18 protein-coding genes are annotated in these 24308 nt (G+C 50.0%); 3 read left to right on the forward strand and 15 right to left on the reverse strand.

Annotation, left to right across the window (positions count from 1 at the left end; all coding sequences use genetic code 11):
- Positions 1 to 26: 26 nt before the first annotated feature.
- From AC506A_RS18655 to AC506A_RS18665, 3 genes are read right to left on the reverse strand one after another with little or no spacing between them, the layout of a single operon-like run.
- Entirely contained in the window at positions 27 to 800 is a 774-nt protein-coding gene (locus tag AC506A_RS18655) for a FadR/GntR family transcriptional regulator (protein ID WP_495462517.1), read from the reverse strand.
- Positions 801 to 848: 48 nt separating this feature from the next.
- Positions 849 to 1262, reverse strand: coding sequence for a VOC family protein (locus AC506A_RS18660; protein WP_495462518.1), 414 nt, complete (start codon positions 1260 to 1262; stop codon positions 849 to 851).
- Between the two features lie 30 nt (positions 1263 to 1292).
- Positions 1293 to 2132 carry a fumarylacetoacetate hydrolase family protein gene (locus AC506A_RS18665; protein ID WP_495462519.1) on the reverse strand — a complete coding sequence of 280 codons (840 nt, stop codon included), beginning with the start codon at positions 2130 to 2132 and terminating at the stop codon, positions 1293 to 1295.
- A 235-nt stretch (positions 2133 to 2367) separates the two neighbouring features.
- Here AC506A_RS18665 and AC506A_RS18670 point away from each other — a divergent pair, with 235 nt between their 5' ends.
- Positions 2368 to 4473, forward strand: a complete 2106-nt coding sequence (locus AC506A_RS18670; RefSeq protein WP_495462520.1) for a Sip1-related alpha-galactosidase — start codon at positions 2368 to 2370, stop codon at positions 4471 to 4473.
- 384 nt (positions 4474 to 4857) lie between these two features.
- Here AC506A_RS18670 and AC506A_RS18675 read toward each other — a convergent pair whose 3' ends face one another.
- From AC506A_RS18675 to AC506A_RS18725, 11 genes are all read right to left on the reverse strand, one after another.
- A complete protein-coding gene (locus tag AC506A_RS18675) occupies positions 4858 to 5625 on the reverse strand; it encodes an alpha/beta hydrolase (protein WP_495462521.1) in 768 nt (255 codons plus the stop codon).
- Positions 5626 to 5669: 44 nt separating this feature from the next.
- Positions 5670 to 6476 (reverse strand): ChbG/HpnK family deacetylase, encoded by an 807-nt coding sequence (locus AC506A_RS18680; RefSeq protein ID WP_495462522.1) that lies wholly within the window; start codon positions 6474 to 6476, stop codon positions 5670 to 5672.
- A 26-nt stretch (positions 6477 to 6502) separates the two neighbouring features.
- Complete coding sequence (locus tag AC506A_RS18685) at positions 6503 to 7387, reverse strand: carbohydrate ABC transporter permease (protein WP_495462523.1); 885 nt, start codon at positions 7385 to 7387, stop codon at positions 6503 to 6505.
- A gap of 24 nt (positions 7388 to 7411) precedes the next feature.
- Positions 7412 to 8311 (reverse strand): ABC transporter permease, encoded by a 900-nt coding sequence (locus AC506A_RS18690; protein WP_495462524.1) that lies wholly within the window; start codon positions 8309 to 8311, stop codon positions 7412 to 7414.
- A gap of 88 nt (positions 8312 to 8399) precedes the next feature.
- Positions 8400 to 10121 carry an extracellular solute-binding protein gene (locus AC506A_RS18695; protein ID WP_495462525.1) on the reverse strand — a complete coding sequence of 574 codons (1722 nt, stop codon included), beginning with the start codon at positions 10119 to 10121 and terminating at the stop codon, positions 8400 to 8402.
- A gap of 175 nt (positions 10122 to 10296) precedes the next feature.
- Positions 10297 to 11682, reverse strand: coding sequence for a response regulator (locus AC506A_RS18700; RefSeq protein WP_495462526.1), 1386 nt, complete (start codon positions 11680 to 11682; stop codon positions 10297 to 10299).
- Entirely contained in the window at positions 11675 to 13441 is a 1767-nt protein-coding gene (locus tag AC506A_RS18705) for a sensor histidine kinase (RefSeq protein WP_495462527.1), read from the reverse strand. Before AC506A_RS18705 ends, AC506A_RS18700 begins: the two co-directional genes overlap by 8 nt.
- 242 nt (positions 13442 to 13683) lie before the next feature.
- Positions 13684 to 14649 (reverse strand): DMT family transporter, encoded by a 966-nt coding sequence (locus AC506A_RS18710; protein ID WP_495462528.1) that lies wholly within the window; start codon positions 14647 to 14649, stop codon positions 13684 to 13686.
- Between the two features lie 101 nt (positions 14650 to 14750).
- On the reverse strand, positions 14751 to 15218 hold the full coding sequence (locus tag AC506A_RS18715; protein ID WP_495462529.1) for a GNAT family N-acetyltransferase: 468 nt from the start codon (positions 15216 to 15218) through the stop codon (positions 14751 to 14753).
- A complete protein-coding gene (locus tag AC506A_RS18720; RefSeq protein ID WP_495462530.1) occupies positions 15215 to 16765 on the reverse strand; it encodes an MDR family MFS transporter in 1551 nt (516 codons plus the stop codon). Before AC506A_RS18720 ends, AC506A_RS18715 begins: the two co-directional genes overlap by 4 nt.
- A gap of 157 nt (positions 16766 to 16922) precedes the next feature.
- Positions 16923 to 17753 (reverse strand): phytanoyl-CoA dioxygenase family protein, encoded by an 831-nt coding sequence (locus AC506A_RS18725; protein WP_495462531.1) that lies wholly within the window; start codon positions 17751 to 17753, stop codon positions 16923 to 16925.
- Between the two features lie 148 nt (positions 17754 to 17901).
- On the opposite strand from AC506A_RS18725, the gene AC506A_RS18730 reads away from it, so the two are divergent.
- Both AC506A_RS18730 and AC506A_RS18735 read left to right on the forward strand, forming a co-directional pair.
- The gene (locus AC506A_RS18730; RefSeq protein WP_495462532.1) at positions 17902 to 18774 is read left to right on the forward strand and encodes a helix-turn-helix transcriptional regulator; all 873 of its coding nucleotides are present in this window, start codon (positions 17902 to 17904) and stop codon (positions 18772 to 18774) included.
- A gap of 127 nt (positions 18775 to 18901) precedes the next feature.
- Positions 18902 to 20149, forward strand: coding sequence for an MFS transporter (locus AC506A_RS18735; RefSeq protein WP_495462533.1), 1248 nt, complete (start codon positions 18902 to 18904; stop codon positions 20147 to 20149).
- A gap of 995 nt (positions 20150 to 21144) precedes the next feature.
- On the opposite strand, the gene AC506A_RS18740 is transcribed toward AC506A_RS18735, so the two are convergent.
- The gene (locus AC506A_RS18740; protein ID WP_495462534.1) at positions 21145 to 24243 is read right to left on the reverse strand and encodes an efflux RND transporter permease subunit; all 3099 of its coding nucleotides are present in this window, start codon (positions 24241 to 24243) and stop codon (positions 21145 to 21147) included.
- Positions 24244 to 24308: the final 65 nt, after the last annotated feature.

The raw sequence follows: 24308 nt of genomic DNA on the forward strand, positions 1-24308 counted from the left end.
AGCCTGCACCTCACTTTACATTCCATTTATTGCTCTTCATTCCATTCCTCAATCAGCTGCTTCAGTCTGGAAGAAGCCGAATCCATGTGGGCGTCCATCGCCCGCGCTGCCGCTTCCGCATCCCCTAGCTCGATCGCTTTGTAAACAGCCAAATGCTCCATGTAGGAGAACTGAGTGCTTCCCTCGGAAGCCACAACACTCTTGATCCACACGCGCAGCAGCGACCTGATGCTGGTAAGCATATCGCGCAGCACCGTATTTCCGGCGATTTCCGCAAGCTTCATATGAAAAGAAATATCCGATTCCGTATACGCTTCGAATACGCTGTTGGTATTGCCTGTCGTATCGAGCTGATCAACAATCGCTTTCAATTCAAGAAGCTGCTGCTCATTCCGCCTGGTTGCAGCTAGCTTGGCAACGGCTACCTCTATCGTTTGACGCGCTTCGATGAGATCCATCGTCCGTTTCTCGCCGAGCAGCAAGCCCCATTCGATCACCCGTGGCAGCAGCTCAGAATCGGCTCTTTTCAAATAAGTGCCATCCCCGTGCCGCACTTCGAGCAACCCAATTACGGTGAGCGCCTTGAGTGCTTCGCGCAGGGAAGAACGTCCTACACCGATCGCTTCGGAGAGCTGGCGTTCGGCTGGCAGCTTGGCTCCCGGTCTTATTTTGCCGGATAATAGGTAGCTCAGCAGACGGTCTGTAATCTCCATCACCATCGTCTTGCGTTCAATCGGTTCGAAGTGGAGTTCGTTCGAGTTTGTCGTCGTGTTAGTCGTATTCGAGTTCATATTGGTCATTGTGATGCCTACTTTCGTCGTTTCGTTATGTATATCTAGGATGCTCGATTAGCTGGCAGTATCAGCTTCAGCGGCGAACGGCTCCCGCTCCGTCAATTCAATCGGCACGCTGTTCGGTCTCGCTCCAATAAAACATGCCCTGCGGCTTCTTCCGCCCATCTTCACTTGTACGTTCTGTTCTCCCGGAAGGCTCCCGAGCGTTGCCGGAATGTTTTCTACCCCGAAGCAAATATGCTGCAGACCTTCGCCCTTCTCCTCCAAATGCTTACGAATCGCTGTCTCGCCAATCGGCTGAACGAGCTGAATCATTACATTACCTGCTTGCAAATAGGCAAGCCGCACACCTGCGGAAGGAAGCATTTCATCCTCGATGAGTACCAGACCGAGCACATCGGTATAATAAGGCAAAGATGCGTCAATATCCCAAACTGCAATCGCAATATGATCGACATTTCGGATCAAATTCAGCCAGCTCCTCTTTCATGTGTATGGTTACTCTTTCCAACCGGCAGCAACCGGATTGGCCAATTTGCCGATCCCGTCTACCTCTACAATCACATGGTCACCAGGCTCCAAATATTGAGGCGGGTTCATGAAAGCACCGCATCCGGCAGGCGTTCCTGTCGAGACGATATCTCCGGGATTCAGCGTGAACATACTTGTCAAATATTCGATCAGCACCGGGATGCTGAAAATTTGCTCCGATGTATGACAATCTTGGCGAAGCTCGCCATTGACGTATGCGCGGATGCGCAGCTGGGAAGGGTCTGTCAGCTCATCGGTTAAGACAATTTCCGGTCCGATTGGACAGAACGTGTCAACGCCTTTGCCTATGGTCTCGTGCTGCAACCGGAACTGTCGCGCCCGCTCGCTGACATCATTCATAACGGTATATCCGAATATATAATCGAGTGCCTGCTCCTTCGGCACATTCTTGGCTGATTTTCCAATAATAAAAGCTAGCTCTACTTCGTAATCCGCCTGGCAATCCTGCGTAGGAATGATGATCGCCTCATTAGGGCCGATGATCGAGGAAGGCAGCTTCGAGAATACGGACGGTTCTGAAGGCAGCTTCGCATGCTCATCCTCTTCCGAATGCGCGGCGTAATTGATGCCGGAGCATAGGATTTTGCTGGGTGACGTAAGCGGTGCAAGCAGCTTCAAGCCTTGCTGTGGATTTCCGTTTTCAAGACGTGTTCTAGCGCTCTCGATCCCTTTCGCGCCATCCTTAATAAGATCCTTCATGTCTGTGTAGTCAGTCAGAATAATACCATCATTCGTCCTGACACCTACTCTGGGTGCGCCTTCAAATTCGACTGTCACAAGCCTCATTGTGCGTCATCCTCTCCCTCATGAAATTGGACGATTGGTCGACCAATTTGGTTTTATTATAAAATCCATTTCCAAATCTGTACAGTAGAAACTTTTCGGCCCATGCAACTACAGACGATTTTCCACCTTTGCAAGACCTATTTCCCTCCTAGCAGACGAGTCATTTCCGTTATGATTACAGATGTACTCTGCTCGACTAGCTGAGCATGACCGAAGCTGCAAAGGAGATTATTCAATGAAACCACAGCAATTATTTAACCAATATGCTCTTCAAGTTACTTATGAGAATGGCGATACCCCTATCTATGAAACAAAAGGATGGGTCCAAGGTGAAGGCGGCCAAGATGAGCTGGGCAGTTTTGAAACTTACCTCCTACCTTTCCATGATGCTGAAGAAACAAGCCATTTGACACTCGAGCTTCGTTGTTATGAGCACACCGTCACCGCATATATGTCCGTTCAGTTAAAACAAGATATCTTCGGCGTTACGCATGCTTTGGCGGCAGATAACGGCATTTTGCTGTCTGTTGGTGAACCTGTCGGCAGCTTGGAAGGAATATTGGCCCACTATAATGCGTACAAGTGGTGGTGGACGAGACCTTATATGGCGAAGAACACAGCGGCTCTCCCTGAGAAAACGCAAGCGCTGCTCTGGAAAGCGGACGGCCGCTACACCCAGTTGTTCCCGCAATGCTCGAATGTGTTCAAAACAACCATGCGCGGTGATGGCGATGGGCTGCAGTTTGTCATTTCCCCGCTGCTTCGCGGTGTGAGGACTGGCCGTGAGCTGCTGTTTGTCCTGCATGAAGGTGACAGTGCGTATGCAGTTGTTGAGAAAACCGCTGAGGCGGTATTCCTCGCACGGAAAGAACCGGTTCGTCTTCGCGAGTCGAAGCGTTATCCGGAGGTTTTCGAATATTTGGGCTGGTGCACATGGGATGCGTTCTATCATGATGTCTCTCAGAAAGGCATTGAGGATAAAGCTGAGGAGCTGCGAGCTAAACAGGTTCCTGTCAAATGGGTGATGATCGACGACGGCTGGTCACCGGTGCGCGAGAAAGCGCTCGTTTCGTTCAAGGAAGATCGCTCCAAATTCCCGGATGGACTTGGCGGCACGGTAAGCAAGCTTAAGAACGAGTACGGCGTCAATTGGGTTGGGGTCTGGCATGCGTTCACCGGCTATTGGCACGGAGTAGATCCGGAGAGTGAAATCGCGATTAAACATCGGGATCTGCTGCAGGCCGACACTGCCGGGCGGCTGCTTCCAAGCCCTGATGCGAAGCTTGGTTTCGGCTTTTGGAAAGAATGGCATAGCTGGTTGGCTGGGCAAGGCATCGATATGCTGAAGGTCGACAGCCAGAGCTCTCTGATCGAATTTGTCAAAGGCCAGCAGCCGCTTGGACAAGCTGCGAAAGGGTTGCACGAAGCCTTGGAAGCGTCGGCATCGCTCTACTTTGATGGCAGATTGATCAACTGTATGGGCATGGCACAGGAAAATGTGTGGAGCCGCGTCAACTCTGCTATTTCGCGTAACAGCGACGACTTCTATCCGGCGAAACCGGAATGGTTCCGCGAGCACGCACTGCAGAACGCCTACAATTCGTTCTATCACAGCACGCTGTACTGGGGCGACTGGGACATTTGGTGGACATCCCATCCGGATAGCAGGGATCATGCCGTTCTCCGCGCGATCAGCGGCGGCCCGGTTTACGTCAGCGATAAAGTCGGCGAAACCGATGCTGACGTGCTTCGCCCGCTTATTCTGTCGGATGGCCGCATACTCCGCGCCGACAAGCCGGGCATACCGACAGAAGACGTGCTTCTGGTGAACCCGGTAGAAACCGCGGTGCCGCTCAAAATCATGAGCCGCTCCGGCGACAGCGGCTTGCTCGCTGCGTTCCACATTCATACGGATGCTGCGCCGATAGAGGGTTCACTGCGACTGGCGGATATTGCTGGACTTGAGGCTGCTGAATATGCGGTCTACAGTTACTTTGGCCGCTGCGCTTCGTTACTGGAAGAGAATGGAGCGTATAGCTTCACGGTTGAACGCGGAAAACCTCAGCTGCTTAGCGCAGCTCCTTACCGGAACGGCTTTGCAAGCCTCGGCCTGATTGAGAAATACGTTTCTGCGGCGACAGTCAAGTGGATGCGCGCTCAGCCAAACCGCGCGTCTGTGCTGCTTCATGAAGGCGGAACTTATGGTTTCGCGTCAAAGTCTGCTCCCGTTTCTGCGACTGTGAACGGATTAGCTGCTGAAATCCGCTCCGAGCAGGGCTTCTATTCCATTGCATGCGATGCAAGTACCGAAGAAGTACTCGTCGAAATCCGCTTCGCTTAAAGTGAATTAATGAGGGCTGACTCACAAAGCGCGCAATTATGCGGCTTGTGAGTCAGCCCTTTTTTTGTTTACTGATGTTGCCTCGTTTAAAGCTAACCGCACTGCTTATTCCCTACCATGAGCGGTATCTCGTATCTCTCTTCTTGCTCTATTCCGCTGAGTTTCGGCGGATGTGTTGCTCTGGGAGCTACTCTTTACTCGTTTCCGCAGAGTTTGGGGCTGGTGCCCCGCCCAATGAGGATTTAAGCTCGAATTCCAAGTGTGTGTCAAGGGTTCGCGGGGTTAGCGAGGTCCGGCCACGCTTAGTTGTTGCAGGTGAGCACCCCGCAACAACAAAAAAAACACCCGCTAGTCAACAAATTGACCAGCGGGCATTCCCTTTATCTATTGAGTTACAGCATCCTTCTTCGCTGCTCCAGTAAGAAACTCAAGCACACGCGGGAGCTTCATGTTCCAGTAGCCCCACTCGTGCAGACCTGTTTCTTCCTCGTACGTCAGCTCAATGCCAAGCGACTTGATATGGTTCAAGAAGTGGATATTGTCGGCATAAAGGAAGTCCTCCGTGCCGCAGCATTGATACAGTGCAGGGAGCTCCTTGCCGGACTTCGCCGCGACATTCGCAAGGTGGAACAAATCATCATGATGTTCCTTCGTACCTTCAATGTCACCGAAAATATCCGTGAACTCGTTGCCCTCGAACAGATGCCCCAGCGCGCGGATATCCAGCGCACCGGAGAAACTTGCCGCAGCCGCATAACGCTCCGGATAAGCCAGCGCCAATTTCATTGCGCCGTAACCGCCCATCGACAAGCCAGCTGCAAAGGTATCTTCTCTGCGGTCCGAAATCGGGAACATCGCTTTGATGATCTTCGGCAGCTCCTCGCTCACATACGTCCAATACTTGCGGCCATGCGCCATATCGGAGTAGAAGCTGCGGTGCACGTTCGGCATGACGACGAACATGCGGTATTTCGACAACTGGTATTCCAGCGTCGTTTGGCGAAGCCATGTATTTTCGTTATCGCTTAAACCATGGAGCATGTACAGCACCGGCAGCTTCTCGCCCGGCTGCACGTCCTGCGGCATCACGATCGATACCGAAGAGGTCATCCCCAAAACGCTTGAAAAAAAATCCATATGAATGACTGCCATCGTTCATTCTCCTCCTGTAGCTGCGATAGAATCCGCAATCGTTTCTATAGGGCCTGCGCCTCATCATAGCGAAGCAATCGAACGCCACCGCTCTTCACGGCTTCGAGCACACGCGAATCCGTATACATCAAACGCTCCCAGTGGCGATCTTGCGCAACCTTCGTACCCGGATAATCCGAGTTCCCCCAGCCCCGAGTCTCTTCATCGTCATAACCGGGATGGCCGACGATCAAATACTGACCCGGCGCGGCAAGCTTCAGCCTAGCGACGAACTGATCCACCGGATCCCCTGCATCAGCGTTCTCTCCAGCTCCCACACTCGCACTTTCACCGCCAAGCTCAGGCAACCTGCCTGTAAACGGTCGATGACTGATAAGCCCTTCTTGCACGCACCATGCATCAAAAGCTGCATCGAGCCCTTTAACCGCCCACTCGAAGAACATATGCGAATCCGCATATGTAATTTCAAAACCCGCTGCACGCAGCTTGTCCAGCTGCGCCTTCATCTCGCTTAAGATCTGCTCAACATCCGGCTGCGCGGCAAGCCACAGCCCCGGATGCTGCATGAAATAACCATCGGCATCGACAAGTGTCGATACTTCCGATGCCGGGAGCAGCGGCTTCCAGCGGAATGTCTCCCATTCCGCATTCATCGTAGCATGAAGACCGAAGCAGATGCTCCGGTCTCCGGCAAACTGAGCCGCCGCGTGATCAAGCGCGGCGCCCGTTGCCATCACGGAGACGTTACGCACGATGCCGTGCTTCACGCTCTCCGCGATCGCCAGGTTATGCGACTCGCAATTTCCGCAGTCGTCGGCTCTTGTAATTAATGAAACTGTACTGTTCGTCATGAAAGATCCTCGCTTCACGCTTTGATTTATTCTTTGACAGAACCCATCGTTATCCCCGTGATGAAGTAGCGCTGAAGAAGCGGATAAATAATGAGAATCGGCAGCATCGTTACGGCGATTTTGGCCGAGTTGAGCGTTTCGCTGGAAACTTTCGTAAGCTGACTTACGTTCTCTGTGGTGATTTTCGTCGGATCGATCGTGACAACGACCTGCTGCAGATACGTTTGCAGCGGAATCAAGTTGCTCTTCGTGACGTAGATCATCGCGGAGAAGTATTCATTCCAAGTGGTGACGACGTTAAAGAGGGTAATGGTCGCAAGTACCGGCAGCGAGAGCGGCAAGTAAATGAGAACCAGCTTCCGCCAAGCGCCTGCTCCGTCCATACCGGCCGATTCATCCAATTCTTTCGGCAGGTTACGGAAGAAGTTCATCACTAGAATAGCATTGTACACGTTAACCAGACCAGGAAGAATCAGAACCCAGAAGTTATTCATCATACCAAGGGATTTGATCGTCAGGTACGTAGGAACCAGACCGCCGTTAAACATCATGACGAATACGAATACCCACATATAAACGTTCCTTGATTTGAACTGTCTCGTTTCGCGTGACAGCGGGTACGACATCAAGACAGTGACGAGCAAGCTAAATCCAGTATAAGTGACGGTACGCTTTACCGAAACCCAGAAGGAGAGAAAGAATTGCTTATCTGTAAATACTTTTTGATAAGAGCTGAATTCAAAGCCTTTCGGCCACAAGAATACTTGTCCAGCCATCGCATAGGAAGCTTTACTAAGCGACAACGCAAGTGTATGAATAATAGGCGCAACGGACAGAAGAGATACGACTACCATAAACAACAGCAGAAATACATCAAATGACCGCGAACCGAGCGTTTTATTTTGAACCATTCCATTTCACCTCGCTTGTCTACACTAGAAGATGCGGTAATTAGCAAATCTGTAAGCCATCGTATACGTTAGAATGACTAGGATAAAGCTTACGACGGAGTTGAGCAAACCAATTGCGGTTGCCATCTCATATTGGGCAGACATGAGCCCTGAGCGGTACACGTAAGTATCGATAATATCACCGGATTCCATAACCAGTACGTTGTACATATTGAAGACTTGGTCAAAGCCCGCATTAAGTACACCATTAAGGCTGAGTGTAGCAAGCAGCGCGATGGTCATCGCAATACCCGGCAATGTAATATTCATTAGTTTTTGGAAACGTCCTGCTCCGTCAATTTCAGCCGCTTCATAGAGCGAAGGGTTGATGTTTGTGAGAGCCGCTAAGTAGATGATGGTAGAGAAACCAAACTCTTTCCACACGTTAGATGAAACGATGATCGTACGGAACCATTCATTGCTCCCGAGGAACATCTGAGGGTCAAAGCCGAACCAGCTGTGCAGCACCCAGTTTACAGGGCCGCTAAGGGACAGAACATCTTTCAGAATACCGGCTACAACTACCCAAGACAGGAAGTGGGGCAGATAGACAACCGTTTGAACCGTACGTTTAAACCAGCGCAATCTGATTTCATTCAGCATAAGTGCGAATACGACTGGAACAATGATGAGCGTGATGATTTTACCGAACGAAATAATTAAGGTATTGCGCAAAATCTTGGCGCTCTCCGGATTGTCGAGAACGAAGAGAAAATGCTTGAATCCTGCCCATGGTGAGCCCCAGATTCCTTTGGTAGGTACAAAATCTTTAAATGCCAATACAATCCCTGACATCGGATAGATTTGAAAAATCAAAACCAATGCAAGTGCAGGCAACAGCATAATATGAAAATGTATGGATTCCTTCTGCCACAGCTTTGCCATTTCTCTAATCCTCCCATCACGCTTAGGAAACAAAAGGCGTTAACCGTTAGGATTAACGCCCTTCCTTCTCCATCAGCTTGAACTTACATTAATGCGTTTTTGTATATTCTGCGTTTACTTCTTCTGTAATTTTCTCGCCGCCCAGCTTGTTCCATTGCGTTACGAAGCTGTCGAATTCGGAAATATCTTTCTTGCCCATGATGATTTCGAGGAACACTTTCGTTTGCAGGTCAGTAAGCGTCGTGTTGCTTTGTTCCATTGTTGGCGTTGTGCCTGTGAATTCGTTGAATACGTTGTTAAGCTTGTTATGCGATACTACGCCGTTACCTTCCATCCAAGCCAGGAACGTCTTGTAGTTGTTCAAGTCTTTCTTCGGATTGTCTTTCTCGGATTTCACTTGATCGAAGATTGGTTTCTCCGCGATATCAAGAATATCTGCTTGTGCTGTTCCTGCGAAAATGTCATCGAATTTCTTAACGGTACGAGCCGTTGTATCCGGGAATGCAGGGGAAATTTGTGCGTTCAGACCCCATTGGTTTCTAGTCGAATCGCTTGCTTTGTAGATGCCTGTTGTTTCAAGCTCAAGCAGCTCAGGAATTTTCTTCGTCGAGTTTGCTTTCATCGTGTTCATGATTTTAACAGCAAGCTCTGGGTGTTTGTAGCCTTTCTTAACAACCATGAAGGAGTTGGAGTAGAACTCGTTACCTACGTTAACATGGTCGCCAGTCAGGATCGGATAAGCTTTCCATTCGCCTTTAGGGTTGTTATCGATCGCACCGCCGATTGGCCAGAACGGATTCCACCACATACCCATCATCATACCTGCGCGGTCGCTAGCTAGGAATTCAGCTGTTTTGTTACCGTCGCGAAGCGCGAATTCGCTGTCGATTGAACCGTCTTTGTACATTTGCGCCAATTTGCCAAGCGCTGTTTTCATTTCAGGTGTTGTCGAACCGTATACGAGTTTACCGGAAGCGTCTTTGATCCACATGTTCGGGAATGCGTTCTCCGCCCATACGAAGCCTGTCAGTGTAAACGGATCGCTATTGAACAATTGAGCGCCTTGCACAGCCAGACCAAGCGTATCTGCTTTACCGTTGCCGTCTGGATCTTGTTCTTTGAACGCTTTAGCTACAGCCATCAGCTCATCTGTTGTTGTTGGAGCTTTCAATTGCAGCTTGTCCAGCCAATCTTGGCGGATCCAAACCATTTGAGCGTTGTTCATATCGTTTACGCTTGGCAAACCGTACAGCTTACCATCGAACGATGCGTTCTCAAGCGCTTTATTATCAACCGATTTGTTAACTTCTTTAATCGCATCGGTTGCATATTGCTCGTAAACCGTTGTTAAATCTTCCAGCATCCCTGCATCGTACATACGTTTCAGAAGTGTTTTTGCAGGCGTCTTATCAATGTTCTCTACAACGAAGATGTCCGGCAAATCGTTACTTGCGATCATCAGGTTGAATTTATTGGAGTATGCCGATCCATTCGCTTCCCAAAGCGGAGTGGATTTCACGTTAAGCGATGTTTCCAGGTAGGACTTGTATTTATTGTTCTCGAAGGATTCGCCTTCAGGGAACTTCTTAGCTGCTTCCGGGTTGTTGTTCACGATTGTCGTAAATTCAACGGTTTCTGCGTATTTGCCAAACGGATCGGCATTCTCTACCGGTGTGTTCGTTGGTGCGTCCGATTGTGTGTTATTCGAGTTATTCGAGTTATTCGAGTTTGCGGTCTCATTTGTTTTATCTCCGCAAGCGGTTACAACAAGCATTAATGCTACTGCCGACAACAATGCTGCCTTTTTCAATGCTACCCCTTCTTTCGGCTGTTAATGTTATTTGGTACATGTCCATCATACCGCCGCACCAAGCCGAATCGTGAGGGAATCGGGACCGCTGCATGGGAGAAGAACGTCTACCCTCGATCGTCACAACGACACGAGACGACATTTTTCTCACCTGCATTCGTTTTTTTTCTGACCTTTACCGCCGGAGCTGACGTTCTCTGAACTCTGAGGGCACCATACCGGTCTGCAACCGGAAGATTTTGCTGAAATACTTCTCATCCTGGAAGCCTGTTTTCTCTGCGATCCAGTAAATCGGCATATCGGCATGCTGGACGAGCATTTGCTTGGCTTTCTCCAGCCGCGCTTCTTTAACGGCTTCATGAAAAGATTTACCGATGATTTCTTTGAAAATCGTGCTGAAGTAGCTTTGACTGAGATTCACTTTAGCGGACAGCTCCGTACGGTTCGCACTTTCGCCCGAATCCGTATGCAGCATCTCAAGTGCGCGCATGATCGCGATAAAGACGTCATTCGAGAACCCTCGGCTTCTCGCATATTGAGCAATGCTGCCTGATGCCTGCTCGAACCAGCGCTGCCATTCAGCAAGCGTAGTAAAGGCCGCTGTTGCCGTGCGCCAATTAGCCCACAGCTTGTTGTTGACAGCCAGCAAGTCCCATGCGGATGCTAAATCCTCGAACATGGCTGCGACGCTGCCAAAGGAAGGCTTACTATCGCGAATGGACAGCATCAGTTCCTCGAACTCCTTCTTATCGAACAGCCAGCGCTGATTGCGCCAAGCTTGCCGGATTTCGGAAGGTACATCCATGGTGCTCGGCTTCTCTCCCGTTAACTCCGCAAGTGAAACGATATATTCATCGTTTGCATACGACTCGTAAAACATGCGTTCCTTGAGCATCGGAAGCCAATCCGAGGTCTTCGGCTTATCCGGCCAATTCGTTACGCGTGCGTAACAAAGCTTGTCCGCTTCTCCGTCATGTTCGATCCGAGAAAGCAGCGCATCGATTTCCGAGCTGGTTTTGCCCGGAACCATCCAGATCGAATCTTGAATTTGGACAGCCCCTTCCAAACCTTCCGGACGGGCTTGCGGCGTCCCTCGCTCCGGAACCATAACGACCAGAGATTGCCTTGATTCATGCCGCTTCGCCTGTTCACCCGCTTCAGCAGGTCCGCCTTGTGCTTGCTCAGCCACGATGCGCTCCGAAATACGCAGCAGCATTTCTTCGAGCACATTGTCGGCAATGTCGGTCTTGACGACATAGTCGATAGCGCCTAAACGCATCGCATCCTGCAAGAAATGAAAATCTTGATGACAGGTCAATACAACGGTGCGTACAGCCGGGTGCCGCTCCTTCACAATGCGCATCAGTTCAAAGCCATCCATGACCGGCATCGTCAAATCGGTCAACAGCAGGTCAATCGGCACACGATCAATAATATCGAGCGCACTTTCCCCATTATCCGCTTCGGCTACAATTTCAAACCCGCATTCCTTCCACGGAACGGTAAACACCAGTCCTTTGCGTACCAAATGCTCATCGTCTACGATCAATGTCCTAATCATCCCACACCTCCTTTACTGTGATTGGCAGCAGCAGCCTCATTTCCGTACCGACTCCGATTTCACTTTTCACTTTCAGTCCGTACGGATCACCGTAATACATTCTCACAATGTTATTGACAAAGCTCAGCCCAATGCCAAGGCCGACCTTGCGACGGTTGGCATCATCAGAGGACTGAAACAGTGACTCGATGACCTCTTGTGACATCCCTTCACCGTTATCCTTCACGCTGATGAACAGATGGTCTTCATTCTCCCGGCTTACGCTTACGACAATGGTACCGTCCTTCTGCTTAAAGCCATGATAAAGGGCATTCTCGACAAGCGGCTGCAATATAAATCGCGGCATCTCAATTGCGCTTGTCCCCTCTTCCACTTCGATGTCCACATTGAATTTATGATTGTATCTGATTTGCTGCAGCTCCATGTAATCTTTGACCGTCTGAATTTCGTCGCCGACGGTTACAATCTTGCCTTCCTTGCCCAAATTGTAATTAAGCACACGCGTAAAAATCATCAGCAGCCGGACGATCTCGTCCTGACCGTTAATACGAGCAAGCCACTGCGCCGTATTGAGTGTGTTATGGATAAAATGCGGATTCATCTGGTACATCAGCTTCTCGACCTCGAGCTGTCTTTTGCGTGCTTCCTTCTGTTCGATTTCCACCATCAGACCGCGAATGCGCTGACGCATTTCGTAGAAGTGGTACAGCAGTTCGTCGAACTCCTTGATATGAAGGGAAACCGGCGGCTCGTGGAACCGATTCTCGCCAAGCATCTTGAACTGCTTGCGGATCCGCTGCAGCGGACCATAGATCATGCTCCAGATGATCCAACCAATGACTAACCCGATCACAAGGGAGAGAATGCCAACGGCTGCAAAACGCTGGAGCCAAGCATTCATCTCTTTATGGTAGTCGTTGCGGTCAATCACGACAGCGACTTTGATGCCGTAACTGCTTTCGTTCTCGAAGAAGACGAATTTATCGCCCAGACGTTCTTTGATAGCTGTAATATCGGCGCCAATCGGGAACTCGGTATCTTCCTGACTGTTATAGATGATGCGTCCCTTCGCATCAATCATCAAATGCCGGACAGGCATCCCGTAAGGGTCATTATTGAACAAGCTCGTAATCGCGGAGACGTTCGTCTCGATGTACACAAAGATCGGCACGTTGTTCTTCTCGCCGGAGCTGGACTCCGTTTGCCGCATAATAGAAAAGACGGAATTGCGGCTGTTGGTATATAACGTTCGATGCGGTCCGTGAATCGTATAATTGCTCGTATTCTGATTGATTTTAGCAAAGTCGTCAATATTGAGCTTCGGGTTGATATATAGATTCTCGAACAGGAATTCCCTCGTATCGGGCAAGTAATAAGTTGTTAAGCCAAGCAGCGGGTTTGTGTAATTAATCAGCGAGATGTAATTCTCAATTTCGTCCGCCAGCTCTTTGCGATCAAGCGGATCAGGCGTGGTGAGATAGCTCTTCAGGTCTTTGCCGACCTTCCCTTCGAAGGCCAGTTGGCGCGAGGAATAATCCAAGTTGCTCAATATGGACTCAATCCCTTTGCGCTCCTGCTCCAAGCTTTTCTCGACCCCTTTCTCCACCTTGTTCTGAAGCAAATTGTAGATGCCAAAGAACGAGATGAGTCCAATCAAGATCAGCGGAATAATAACGGACAGCGCCAGCATGGCCAGCAGTCGATGTTTCAGTGTGTAAGGCAGCAGATCGAGTCTGCGTTTCGAGCTTCGATACGCCATAACGTCCTCCTTCTTGCTTCTATGCGGTTAAGTTGAAGCGTTGCGTACGGGGAACAAGAAAACCCCCATGCACGCAAAGCATCAGCTTTACGAACAAGGAGGTGAGGATGAGCGTATAGGTGATCGGCTCTGCCATGGCTGCTTGAAGGGGCTCCTGATGCTTCAACTATTTTACATCTAGTTCATGCATAGAACAACTCCGGCATCTTCGGTAATGAAAGTATTTGCATGAGAAGCATCAATTATTCTTGTGTTGCAACCGGTTTAGGCGTATTCTGTTTCGACTTTCTCGTTCTAGCCGGCAAACTAATGCCGATCAGTCCCATAAACATCAAACAAGCACCGACGAGCTGACCGGAATAAACCGGTTCTTCGAAGAACAATACACCGGATAAAGCAGCAGCCAAAGGGGTCAAATAACGATAGAAGCTCGCCGTAGCTGCGCCGATCTGAGGCATTGCTTTGTTCCACAGCAGGAAACAAACGATCGTAATGACAAACACATTGCATGCAAGTGCCCCAATCGTAGACCAGCCCATGCCGGTCCAATCGGTTGCTCCCCAAGCTTTGGTTGTAAAAGGCAGCATGAACAGGGTGCCGAAGGAGAACATCCACGTGGTCATCCGCAGCGCTGAATATTTCTTAAGAATCGGAATGCAGGCAGCAGAGTAGAAACCCCCGCAGACGCTGACGGCGAAGGCAAGCAAATTGCCAAGCAGCAGTTCGGAATCGAGTGAGAAGCTGCCTCCAGCCAGGATGACCAGCACTACGCCTAGCATCGATATGAAGCCATACCCGATCAGCGATCGTCTGATTTTCTCTTTCGTAAAAATCGGTGAGAAGATAGCCGCGAAGATCGGCCATGGCGCGATGCTTAGAATCGACGAGTTCGCAAGCGTTGTATAATCGATGGAGACCACCACGAAGCTCTCCAGCAGCGTCGTGCCAATTAACCCAAGGGCAATGAATTTCCATAGATCACTTAGGCTAATGCCGATGCTCCCTTCCTTCCACCGAAGAAGGCCGAACATGAGTATTGCGGATACGCCGAAGCGCAGCACTAAGAAAAGCATCGGATCGAGCGACTCCAAGCCCACCCGTACGACAGCGTAATTAAGCCCCCACAGAAATGCGATAATACCGAGTAGAAAGTATGCGCTCACGCCTTGTTTTACAAGTGGAGCTTGTGCTGATTTTGAAGGTTTCAACCGCTTCATCTCTCCCGTCGCCAATAGTCCCATTAATTGTAAGGCCATCAAGACCAGCGGGCAATGTCAAAAGCAAAGAGGAGCTTGCCGGCTGTAACAGCTCAGCAATCTCCTCTTCTGGTGAACTCCGTCATGAATAATCCCGGTGCCGCTTCCACGTCTCGCTCTTCCTTGAAGCCGAGTTTCGTGTATAGCCGCTTCGCCGGCGTATTCGCGGCTCCTGTAGCCACGATGATTGTATTTGCAGGGCTCCGGAAGGATTCCAGAACAAACGTTACGAGCTGTTCGCCGATTCCTCTGCGGAAGTAATCAGGGTGGACAACAAGCCGGTGGATATCGACAACGCTGCCATTCTCCTCCAACCTGTAGGAAATTGCTCCTGCAAGTGAGCCGTCGACATAGCAGCCGAAGAACGTTTCTTGGCATTTCCCAAGCTTCTCTACCGTATCATGAAGACCCGGAATACCGTCGAAGCCGATAAGCTCGGCCTCGATTCGGTAAGAAGGAAGCTGAACATCAAGGAACTGCTGCGCTGCCGATGGATTCGTCAAATCAAGCTGCTTGATCATATCGTCGCTTCCATCACGCTTTCTTTGGCTCCCGCTTCGTCATCTTTCTTCGTCACGAGCACTTCCTTCTTCAAGAACCAGCAGATCAGGAAGGATACGATCGCAAGGACGAACGAGATCCAGTAAAGGTTTGTAAACGCGTCTGCGAAAACGATTTTGATTTGTTCGAGCAGCGTAGGATCAATATCATTGGGAATCAAGCCTGTCGAGATATCGCCCAGCTTAGCTGCTTGATCTGCCGTCATGGAACCAGCCAACCCTTTCAAGCCGGACGTTACATTCGCCGCAAGCACGGAGCCGAATAAGCTGAATCCGATTGTCATCCCGATGGATTGGAAGAGCGTCACGGCAGATAGCGCGATACCGCTGTTCTCTTTCTCTACAGATTCCTGCACGATCAGCTGATTGCCGAACAATGTACCGAAACCAAGTCCGAGAATGATGAAGTAAATAACGAACATGTAAATTGGCGTATCCACATGCGTTGTCGAGAGCAAATAAAATCCGATAACCGGCAGAATGAACGAAACGCCATAAATGTTGCGGTAAGGCACTTTCGTCATCAAACGTCCTGCTACAACACTTGCTGCAATTGCGCCCACCATAAGTGGAAGTGTCAGGTAGCCTGCCGCTGTTGGCGAAAGTCCGAGCACATTTTGCGCAAAGAATGGGAACGAAGAGAGTGCGCCCATTACGGCAAGAATGAAGACAAATACGAGCGATGATAAGACAACGAAATTGCGGTTCTTAAACAGGTGAAGCGGCAAGATCGGCTCTTTCGCCTTGGATTCTACGAATACGAACAATACAAGCAAGACCAATCCTACAGCCATGAGACTCAGCATGACAGGATCTGTCCAGCCATATCCTTCTGTCTGATGCAATACTGGTGTGAGCAGCAGACTGACTAACGCGGCAACAAGAAGGATCGCCCCGAACCAATCGACACTTACTTTGCGTTCCACTCTCGTCTCCTGGAGTCCGAGCGATAAGATGACTGCAGCCAGAATACCGACCGGAATATTCACAAGGAAGATCCAGTGCCATGAAATATGCTGGGCAAAATATCCGCCTACGAGCGGACCGAGCAGCTGTGGGATGAACATGACAGCTCCGAATATCCCTTGTATCTTAGCCCTTTGTTCAACTGGGAACGTATCTCCGAATATGACCATCGCAAGCGGCATTAGTCCCCCTGCGCCTATCCCTTGAATACCCCGACCAATGAGCAGCACCTCCATTGATGGTGCCAGACCGCTAATAATAGAGCCGCCAATGAACAAGCCCATAGAGAGCATGTAAATTTTCTTGCGTCCGTATAAATCGGCCAGCTTGCCGAGTACCGCCATAAATGAGGTCATCGCGAGCATATAGACCCCGCCAACCCAGCCATACAGCGCTAAGCCGCCTAGATCTCGGATAATCGTGGGCATCGCCGTCGAAACAACCGTTTCGTCAAGCTCTGCGAAGATGACCCCGATCATCAACCCGATCAAGATTAATGTTTTGTTGCTTTCTTTTTGCTTCAGGCCGTTATTTTGCTTCAAGCCGTTGAGCCCCCTTTTCTTGATGTTCAAGTCACATCATAATCCATCTTTGTGAACGGAGTATTAACAAAAGACACCAGCTCATTATACAACAAAGAAAGACCAGACTCCTCCTCCCTGCGAAGGATGTTCCGGTCTTTCTTTAGGATGGCTTTTATTACGATTTTGAGTAGAGTGTCGGGAAAAATTGTTCATTATCGAATTTCATTCCTGGAACCGGGCGAGCACTGAGGTGAATCAAATTAGGATGACGCTGGCTGTGCTCGCGGAAATACGTATTGCCAGGCATCAAATGAGCAACAACGGAGAGCCTTGGATCCGGACTGTAATTGGTGCCGGAGCCGTGGAAGGTTAGCGCGTGGTGGAAACTAGCCTGTCCAGCCTTCAGAATACAAGGCTCTTCAACCCAATCCCGCGTTGCAAACTTAGCCTTCAGCTTGCCCATGTCTTGCTCGAAGAACGTATCGCTGCCTTCTACCGCGCCCCACTTGTGCGAGCCGAGAATCGTCATCATCCCGCCGTTCGTCAGATCCGTATCTTGCAAAGCAATCCAGACCGTACACATATTGGCTGTGCTGCTGCAGCGCCAGTAACCGTAGTCTTGATGCCAGCCCACATTGCCCGCAGACGTTTCTTGACCCGAAGTTCCCGGTTTGTAAATCACTTGGTCATGCCACAAACGGATCGATTCCTCATCGAGCAGCTCGGCAGCCATTTTACCTAAATTACGATCGGTTACGACGGAGCGGACCTCATCATTAATCCACCAGCCATTGTCGAATTTCCGCAATGCAAACGGATTGTCCGTTGGGTGATAATGGTGCATCGGAAGGCCGAAGCCGTCATATTTGCGGTTCCAAACTCGCTCATGTGCATCACGCAGCCGTGCAATCGTATCATCATCGATCAGCTTTGGGCTGATCCAGTAGCCATCGGTATTAAAACGTTGTTTATCCTCTTCGGTTATGGTGTAATCAATAACTCCCATTACGTAAGACACCTCTTTCGCTCTCATCAATATAATTGTAACTGCATTCATTGTAGAGCATGGCTGCTGTCGTTGACTTCCGAAAACCTATCAAATAGGATTAGAAACACAAGAGATAATTAGACACGAATGGAGCTGCAGAGCAAAAATGGTCAAAGTTAGAAACGATGCGGTTCGCTGGGAGATTAACAGTCACGCCGGTCACCGGGTTGCGGACTTTCCTGAGCTCGTGATGCTGGGCTATGACCGCTTCCAAGAAGCCTCCCCACTCACAGACCATCAGCATGACGGCTGTTATGAATTTGTGTATGTCGACAACGGACGGGTGACATGGGAGGTTGACGGTGACTATTATCCCTCAATTACAGGGCAGATCTTCCATACGCGTCCTGGCGAGTGGCATCGCGCACGTTTGAATTTCATTGAGCCTTGCAGCATCTGGTGGTTCATTTTGCGTGATCCTGCAGCGTTCCCGGGCTGGCTGTCGTTCAATGATGAAGACCGGCTTCAGATTCATCATGCCTTGTTGCAACTGCCCCGTATTGTATCGGTAGACAGCCGCGTGCGAGAGCAATTCTACAAACTCCGCAGCCTGCTGGAAGCCGAAGAACGCAGCGCGGCATTCCGTGTGCGTCATCATCTCGTCGATATTCTGCTGCAGCTGCTTTATCCTCATACAGAAGCTCGTCAAATTCCGCTCGATTTGAAGGAGTCAATGCTCGCCCTCACGGCCCAAATCGACGCCGCACCTGAGCGGCGCTGGAGCAACAAAGAGCTGGCCGCCCTCGCAGGTGTCAGCGAGTCGCACTTCTATCGGTTGTTTCATAATCTGCACGGCCAGTCGCCTGCTAACTATATCGACCGGATACGGATTAACCGAGCCTGTGAGCTACTTCGTCAGCCCGGCGCCAATGTGACGGCGGTTGCGCTTGATCTCGGCTACAAGACGAGTCAGCATTTTGCGACGGTGTTTAAGAAGTATATGGGGGTTTCGCCCTCGAGCTGGCGTTCGTCTTCCTAATAAGTAGAGATGGGGACTCGTTATGCACGTGTGGAAAATTTCGGGCACTCCCTCGAACCGTCGCAATCTAGTATAATGAAAGCTTATTGAGTTTAATTCAACTGGAGAAAAACAGGAGATCACTTCTATGCGCATACTTAATCAATACCCGAAGGAAATCAAGGTTTTTCTCGCAGCTAGTTTGATCAATGCCATCGGAAGCGCGCTGATGTGGCCGCTTGTGACGATGTTTGTCTTCGATGAGCTCGGTCGCAGCATGACCGATGCCGGATTCGTTATTCTGATTCAATCGATCGGCGGTATCGCCGGACAGCTGCTCGGCGGCGCGCTTTATCACAAGGTTGGCGTGAAGAAACTGATTATCGGCGCACTCGCACTCAATGCGGCCGGCTTGCTGCTGCTGCCTGTTCTCAGCCATAATTGGCCGATTTTTATCGCGATGATGGGTCTGATCGGACTGTTTAACGCCTTGTCGATGCCGGCCATTCAAGCCTTCATCGGCTTTCGCTTCGCTGATCAGCGCGGTGAGCTGTTCAACATCGTCTATGTCGCCAACAATATCGGCGTAGCAATCGGAACAGCGCTTAGCGGCTTCCTTGCCGATATTTCCTATTCGCTCAGCTTCTCGATGAATGGCATAACGTCGGCCGTATTCGCCATCTTCTTCTTGTTTTACTTGAAGCAAGTGGGAACCGGCAGCGATACGGCAGCTGTGAAAATGAAACGACTATCGCCGCAAAATGAAAGTGCCTGGGCACTGCTGCTCGATGTGCGAGTATATCTGTTTATGGCCATAGGCGCCATGCTGCTCAATCTAGGCAACAGCATTTGGAATACCGGAGTCTCGCCGTTTATCATCAGCGAAGGACTTCCAAAGCAAATGTTCGGCTATCTGTGGACGCTGAACGGCGTGCTGATCTTCGTGGCACAGCCGCTTATCAGCTTGATCAAGCGCTTAGCGGCTCAAACGATTACTGCTCAGCTCACCGCCAGCGCATTGTTCTATCTATCCGGTTATGCTGCCATTCTCATGTTTCACAGCTTTCCGGGCATGGTGCTCGGAATGGTGCTCACCACGTTCGGTGAGATGCTGATCGCGCCTGCAATTCCCGCATTCCTCAGCGAGAACGGCGGCAAACAAGCACCGTTCTACCTCGGACTTGCCGGCGGTATCGGCTCAGCGGGACGCGTCCTCGGTCCATATATGATGGGCCATCTGTACGATATCGGCCAATTGACACCAGTGGCTTGGCTGGCTGTTATTACAGCATCAGCATCCGCGTTATTCTTCGTTATTCATTCGCTCGTCAATCAGCGATGGATGAAGAAACAAGCGACTGCAACTCAGAGAAACACTACCGCAGTAACTCATTAAGTGGTTGGAAGCAGAGAACACGGTTATCCGTGCTCTCTGCTTCTTTTATTCAGTCCGAAATCGATGCACCTATATACTCTCCCCCTTTCCACTCCGACGACCACAGAATAGCCGCTTTCGTCACTCAACCTAACCAAACCTAACCATCTCCAAAGCCTTTGCACCCCACTTAGCCCCGCTCACATGCACCAAAAGAAGTGCACCTAGTAAACCAACCCCATCACGTATTCCACACACACTACCCACATAAAGCATCGACTAACGGACCATAGGGGGATATAGCCGAGTTACAAGAACGGGGGGATTAGAGGTTAGTTGGACGCTGAGAGTGCGGAAATCGAACTCTCAGCCTTTAGTTGCGATTAGTTTTCGTGCTGAGCGTTCAATTTGGAGACTTTCAGCCGACGGATCGGTGATTCGAGGTTAGTTGGACGCTGAGAATTCCATTTCCGCACTCCCAGCCTTTAGTCGAGATTAGTTTGGTGCTGAGAGTTCCATTTGGAGACTTTCAGCTACCGGAACGGTAGATGAAGGTTAGTTTGGATGCTGAGAGTTCCATTTGGAGACTTTCAGCTACCGGAACGGTAGATGGAGGTTAGTTTGGATGCTGAGAGTTCGATTTGGAGACTTTCAGCCGACGGATCGGTGATTGGAGGAGACGCTGAAAGTTCGATCTAGCGGCTCTCAGCTGCATGCCTCGAAATCTAACGAACCGTAGGGGTCTTATTTACCCAAATTATGGAGCTCTGAGATTCTAACGAACCGTACGGGTCTTATCTTGGGTTTATCGGCTCCCAAACACGCAAAAACCTTCAAATAAGACCTCCACGGTTCGTTAGAATTTATCCGACGCTATTTTCGGGCAAATAAGACCTGTGCAGTTCGTTAGAGCATCCCGCGTGTGAACCGAAGGGACAGAGACGGTGATGGCGCAGGTCAACCGCGAACAAAAGCACAAAAAAACGGAGCAGTAGTAAAACCTGCTCCGTTCCCACTTATAGTTCCAATTCCTTCTCAATCTTGCGACGCTTGCCTGTCAATTCATAAATGACCGGCACCACAATCAGTGTAAGCAGCGTCGACGTGGTCAAACCGCCGATTACCGTAATCGCTAGTCCGCCTGAGATCAGGCTTGTTGTCGACTCCGAAAGAGCTAGCGGCACAAGCGCCAGAATCGTTGCACATGCCGTCATCAGAATCGGTCTCAACCTTGTTTTCGAAGCTTCAACAAGCGATTCACGAAGCGGAATGCCATCCTTGCGGTTCTTCTCTACGCGGTCAAGCAAGACGACTGCGTTCGTGACAACGATACCTACAAGCATCAGCATCCCGATCATCGAGCTCATGGATAACGATTGGCCTGTGATTAGAAGCGCACCCAAGGAACCAACCGGTACGAAGAGCAGCGAAGAGAGAATGATAAGCGGCGTCAACAATCCGCCGAAGGTCATGCTCATAACCAAGAACACAAGGCCGATCGCTGCTGCCATCGCAATACCGATGCTTTGGAAACCGCTGTTAATCATATCCTGGCCACCGCCGATTTTCATTTCCACATTGCTTGGCAGTGACAAGCCGTCGATATCGTCCGTGATCGTTTTCGTTACAGCTGCCGTCTTATCGGCTTCCTTCACGTTACCCGTTACTTTCGCGGACATTTTGCCATCCTCATGATTGATTGCGATTGGGGCAATCGTTTCATTCAGTTCAACGAGATCCTTCAGCGGCTTCATGCCGGCTGCTGTCGGAATCGTAATCGCTTCGAGCTGCGCCTTGGATGTAATTTGCTGCGCATAGGACATCGTAATATCCCAGTTCTTGCTGTCAAGCACGTAGCTGCCTACATCAGTCGGACGCAGCTGTTCATTAACGGCACCCATGATTTGGAACGCAGAAACGTTCAAATCCTTCGCCGTTTGATTAAGCGAAATGACCCATTTAGGCGTCGTTTCCTTCAGGTTATTCGTCACATCTTTCATATCCGTATTAGCGGTCATGAGCTTCTCAATTTGCTGCGAAGCTGTCGTGAGCGCCGCCATATCTTCGGAATACAAGCTTACTTCTACACTAGTACCTGTCGGCGGGCCATTCTGCTCGCCTTCTTTGACATTTACTGTGGCGTCAGGCACGTCTTTCGCCAACAACGCCTTCAGATCATTGCCGACATCCTCCATCATAGTGTCCATTGACGTTCCTTCTGCGAATTGAACCGTAAATGCCGCTCTATTCGACGTAGAACCAATTTGGATGAACGGATTATCCGCGCCGCCAATGGATGCCTGGTAATTATCGACGCCTTTCAGATCCTTCAAATAGCCTTCTACTTTCTGAGCAGCCTCGTTCGTTTGCTCAATCGTGCTTTGTGTTGGCAGTTTCAATTCAATGCCGATCGATGGAACGGAGCCTGCTGGCAGGAACGCTACACCAAGAAGCGGAATCGTACCGAATGAACCAATTAAGATCACGATGGAAGCAACTAACACCAAGACTTTGCGTTTCAATGCACCACGAATCAACCTTTCATAGAAGTCCATGAACTTGCCGCCTTCTTTATGCGGCTTGATGTGGTTGAAGAATTTCGCGCCAAGCACCGGGATGAGCATCATCGCCACCAGCAAGGAGCTGACGATCGAGATGACAACCGAGATTGCGAATGGACGGAAGAACTCACCGATGATTCCAGTGACGAAAGCTAACGGCAGGAACACGACAACCGTTGCAATCGTGGAGGAACCTACTGCACCGATAACTTCCTTGGTCGCTTTGTAGGCAAGCTCCTTGCCGTTCATGTCGCGGCCTTTCTCTTGGCGCCATCTGTAAATGTTCTCAATGACGACGATACTATCATCCACAATCCGACCGATCGATACCGCGATACCGCCGAGTGTCATAATGTTGAGGGTATAGCCCATTTCGTTCATCAAAGCAATCGTTGCGAAAATCGAAATCGGCAGCGAGATGATCGAAATCAAGGTTGCCCGTATATTGCGTAAAAACAGGAATATAATGATGACACAAAACAGCGCACCATACAGTCCTTCTCGAATGAGCGAGGAAACCGACTTCTTAATTTCTGCGCCTTGGTCTTGAATCAGATGAATATCAAGGTTGGCTTTTTCCTTATAGGTTTCAAGCACTTCCTTCACATCATCGGATACTTCAGCTGTATTGGCATCCTGTGTCTTCACGATTTGTACGACGAAGCTGGCTTGGCCGTCAAAACGAGTGATTTCATTCTGCGTTGAGACCGTAGTGACCTTAGCAACATCCGACAGCTTGACCTTCTCCGCTGTTGCTTGACCGCCTGCATCAGGCGCGCCGGCACCGGCACCTGCACCGCCGCCAAGACCTGCTCCAGGGCTCAGTTCAAGATCATTAATTTGCTGAAGCTGCGACAATTTACCGACTAGGCGAATCGGAATCGATGCGCTGTCTTGACTTACCGAACCAAGCGGAAGCGCATAGTCCAGCTGCTGAATCGCCGTTTGGATCGAACTTAGCGAAATGCCGTGCTGCGCGGCTTTATCTTTATCGACTTCAATGCGAAGCTCTTGGGATACGACACCTTTAAGCTCAACTGCACTTACGCCAGTAACCTTCTTCAGCTTCGGCACCACTTGCTCTTCAAGCACTTTCTGCAAGGCAGCCGGGTCTTTATCCTTCGACGAGAAAATGGCCGCTTCATAAATCGGCGCCGCGTTGATGTTCAGACGCTGAATCGTTAATTTAGCTTTCTCAGGCGTTTGAAGCTTAGCAATTGCCGCTTCAATATCTTTTACCTTATCATCCATGTTCGTTCCGAATGGATACTGAAGGATGACGCTTGCGGAATTCTCAGAAGTGGTGCTCGTTAGAGCATCATAACCTTTGAGCCCCTGCAAGCTTTCTTCGACAGGTATCGTAAGCTCGGACTCGATTTCTTCCGTTGAAGCACCCGGGTACACGGCTTGTACGAATACAGCCGGGAATTCCACATCCGGGAAGGTTTGCTGCTTGATCTGGGTGGCGGAGAAGAAGCCAAACCCGAGCACCATCAAGCAGAGAATCACAACTGCTACACTGTTCTTTAGACTGAATCGACTTAACCAACTCATGAATGTAATCTCTCCTCTTTCTCTATCTAGAGGTCAGTATACAGGAGAAGTTTGAACTGAATATG

This window comes from Paenibacillus sp. N22P23, assembly GCF_059383735.1.

Coding starts and splice junctions, on each gene's coding strand:
- AC506A_RS18665 (WP_495462519.1), bottom strand. CDS start 2,132: ATGAGGCTTGTGACAGTCGAATTTGAAGGCGCACCCAGAGTAGGTGTC.
- AC506A_RS18735 (WP_495462533.1), top strand. CDS start 18,902: ATGCGCATACTTAATCAATACCCGAAGGAAATCAAGGTTTTTCTCGCA.
- AC506A_RS18700 (WP_495462526.1), bottom strand. CDS start 11,682: ATGATTAGGACATTGATCGTAGACGATGAGCATTTGGTACGCAAAGGA.
- AC506A_RS18705 (WP_495462527.1), bottom strand. CDS start 13,441: ATGGCGTATCGAAGCTCGAAACGCAGACTCGATCTGCTGCCTTACACA.
- AC506A_RS18675 (WP_495462521.1), bottom strand. CDS start 5,625: ATGGCAGTCATTCATATGGATTTTTTTTCAAGCGTTTTGGGGATGACC.
- AC506A_RS18730 (WP_495462532.1), top strand. CDS start 17,902: ATGGTCAAAGTTAGAAACGATGCGGTTCGCTGGGAGATTAACAGTCAC.
- AC506A_RS18685 (WP_495462523.1), bottom strand. CDS start 7,387: ATGGTTCAAAATAAAACGCTCGGTTCGCGGTCATTTGATGTATTTCTG.
- AC506A_RS18740 (WP_495462534.1), bottom strand. CDS start 24,243: ATGAGTTGGTTAAGTCGATTCAGTCTAAAGAACAGTGTAGCAGTTGTG.
- AC506A_RS18680 (WP_495462522.1), bottom strand. CDS start 6,476: ATGACGAACAGTACAGTTTCATTAATTACAAGAGCCGACGACTGCGGA.
- AC506A_RS18655 (WP_495462517.1), bottom strand. CDS start 800: ATGACCAATATGAACTCGAATACGACTAACACGACGACAAACTCGAAC.
- AC506A_RS18670 (WP_495462520.1), top strand. CDS start 2,368: ATGAAACCACAGCAATTATTTAACCAATATGCTCTTCAAGTTACTTAT.
- AC506A_RS18725 (WP_495462531.1), bottom strand. CDS start 17,753: ATGGGAGTTATTGATTACACCATAACCGAAGAGGATAAACAACGTTTT.
- AC506A_RS18715 (WP_495462529.1), bottom strand. CDS start 15,218: ATGATCAAGCAGCTTGATTTGACGAATCCATCGGCAGCGCAGCAGTTC.
- AC506A_RS18690 (WP_495462524.1), bottom strand. CDS start 8,311: ATGGCAAAGCTGTGGCAGAAGGAATCCATACATTTTCATATTATGCTG.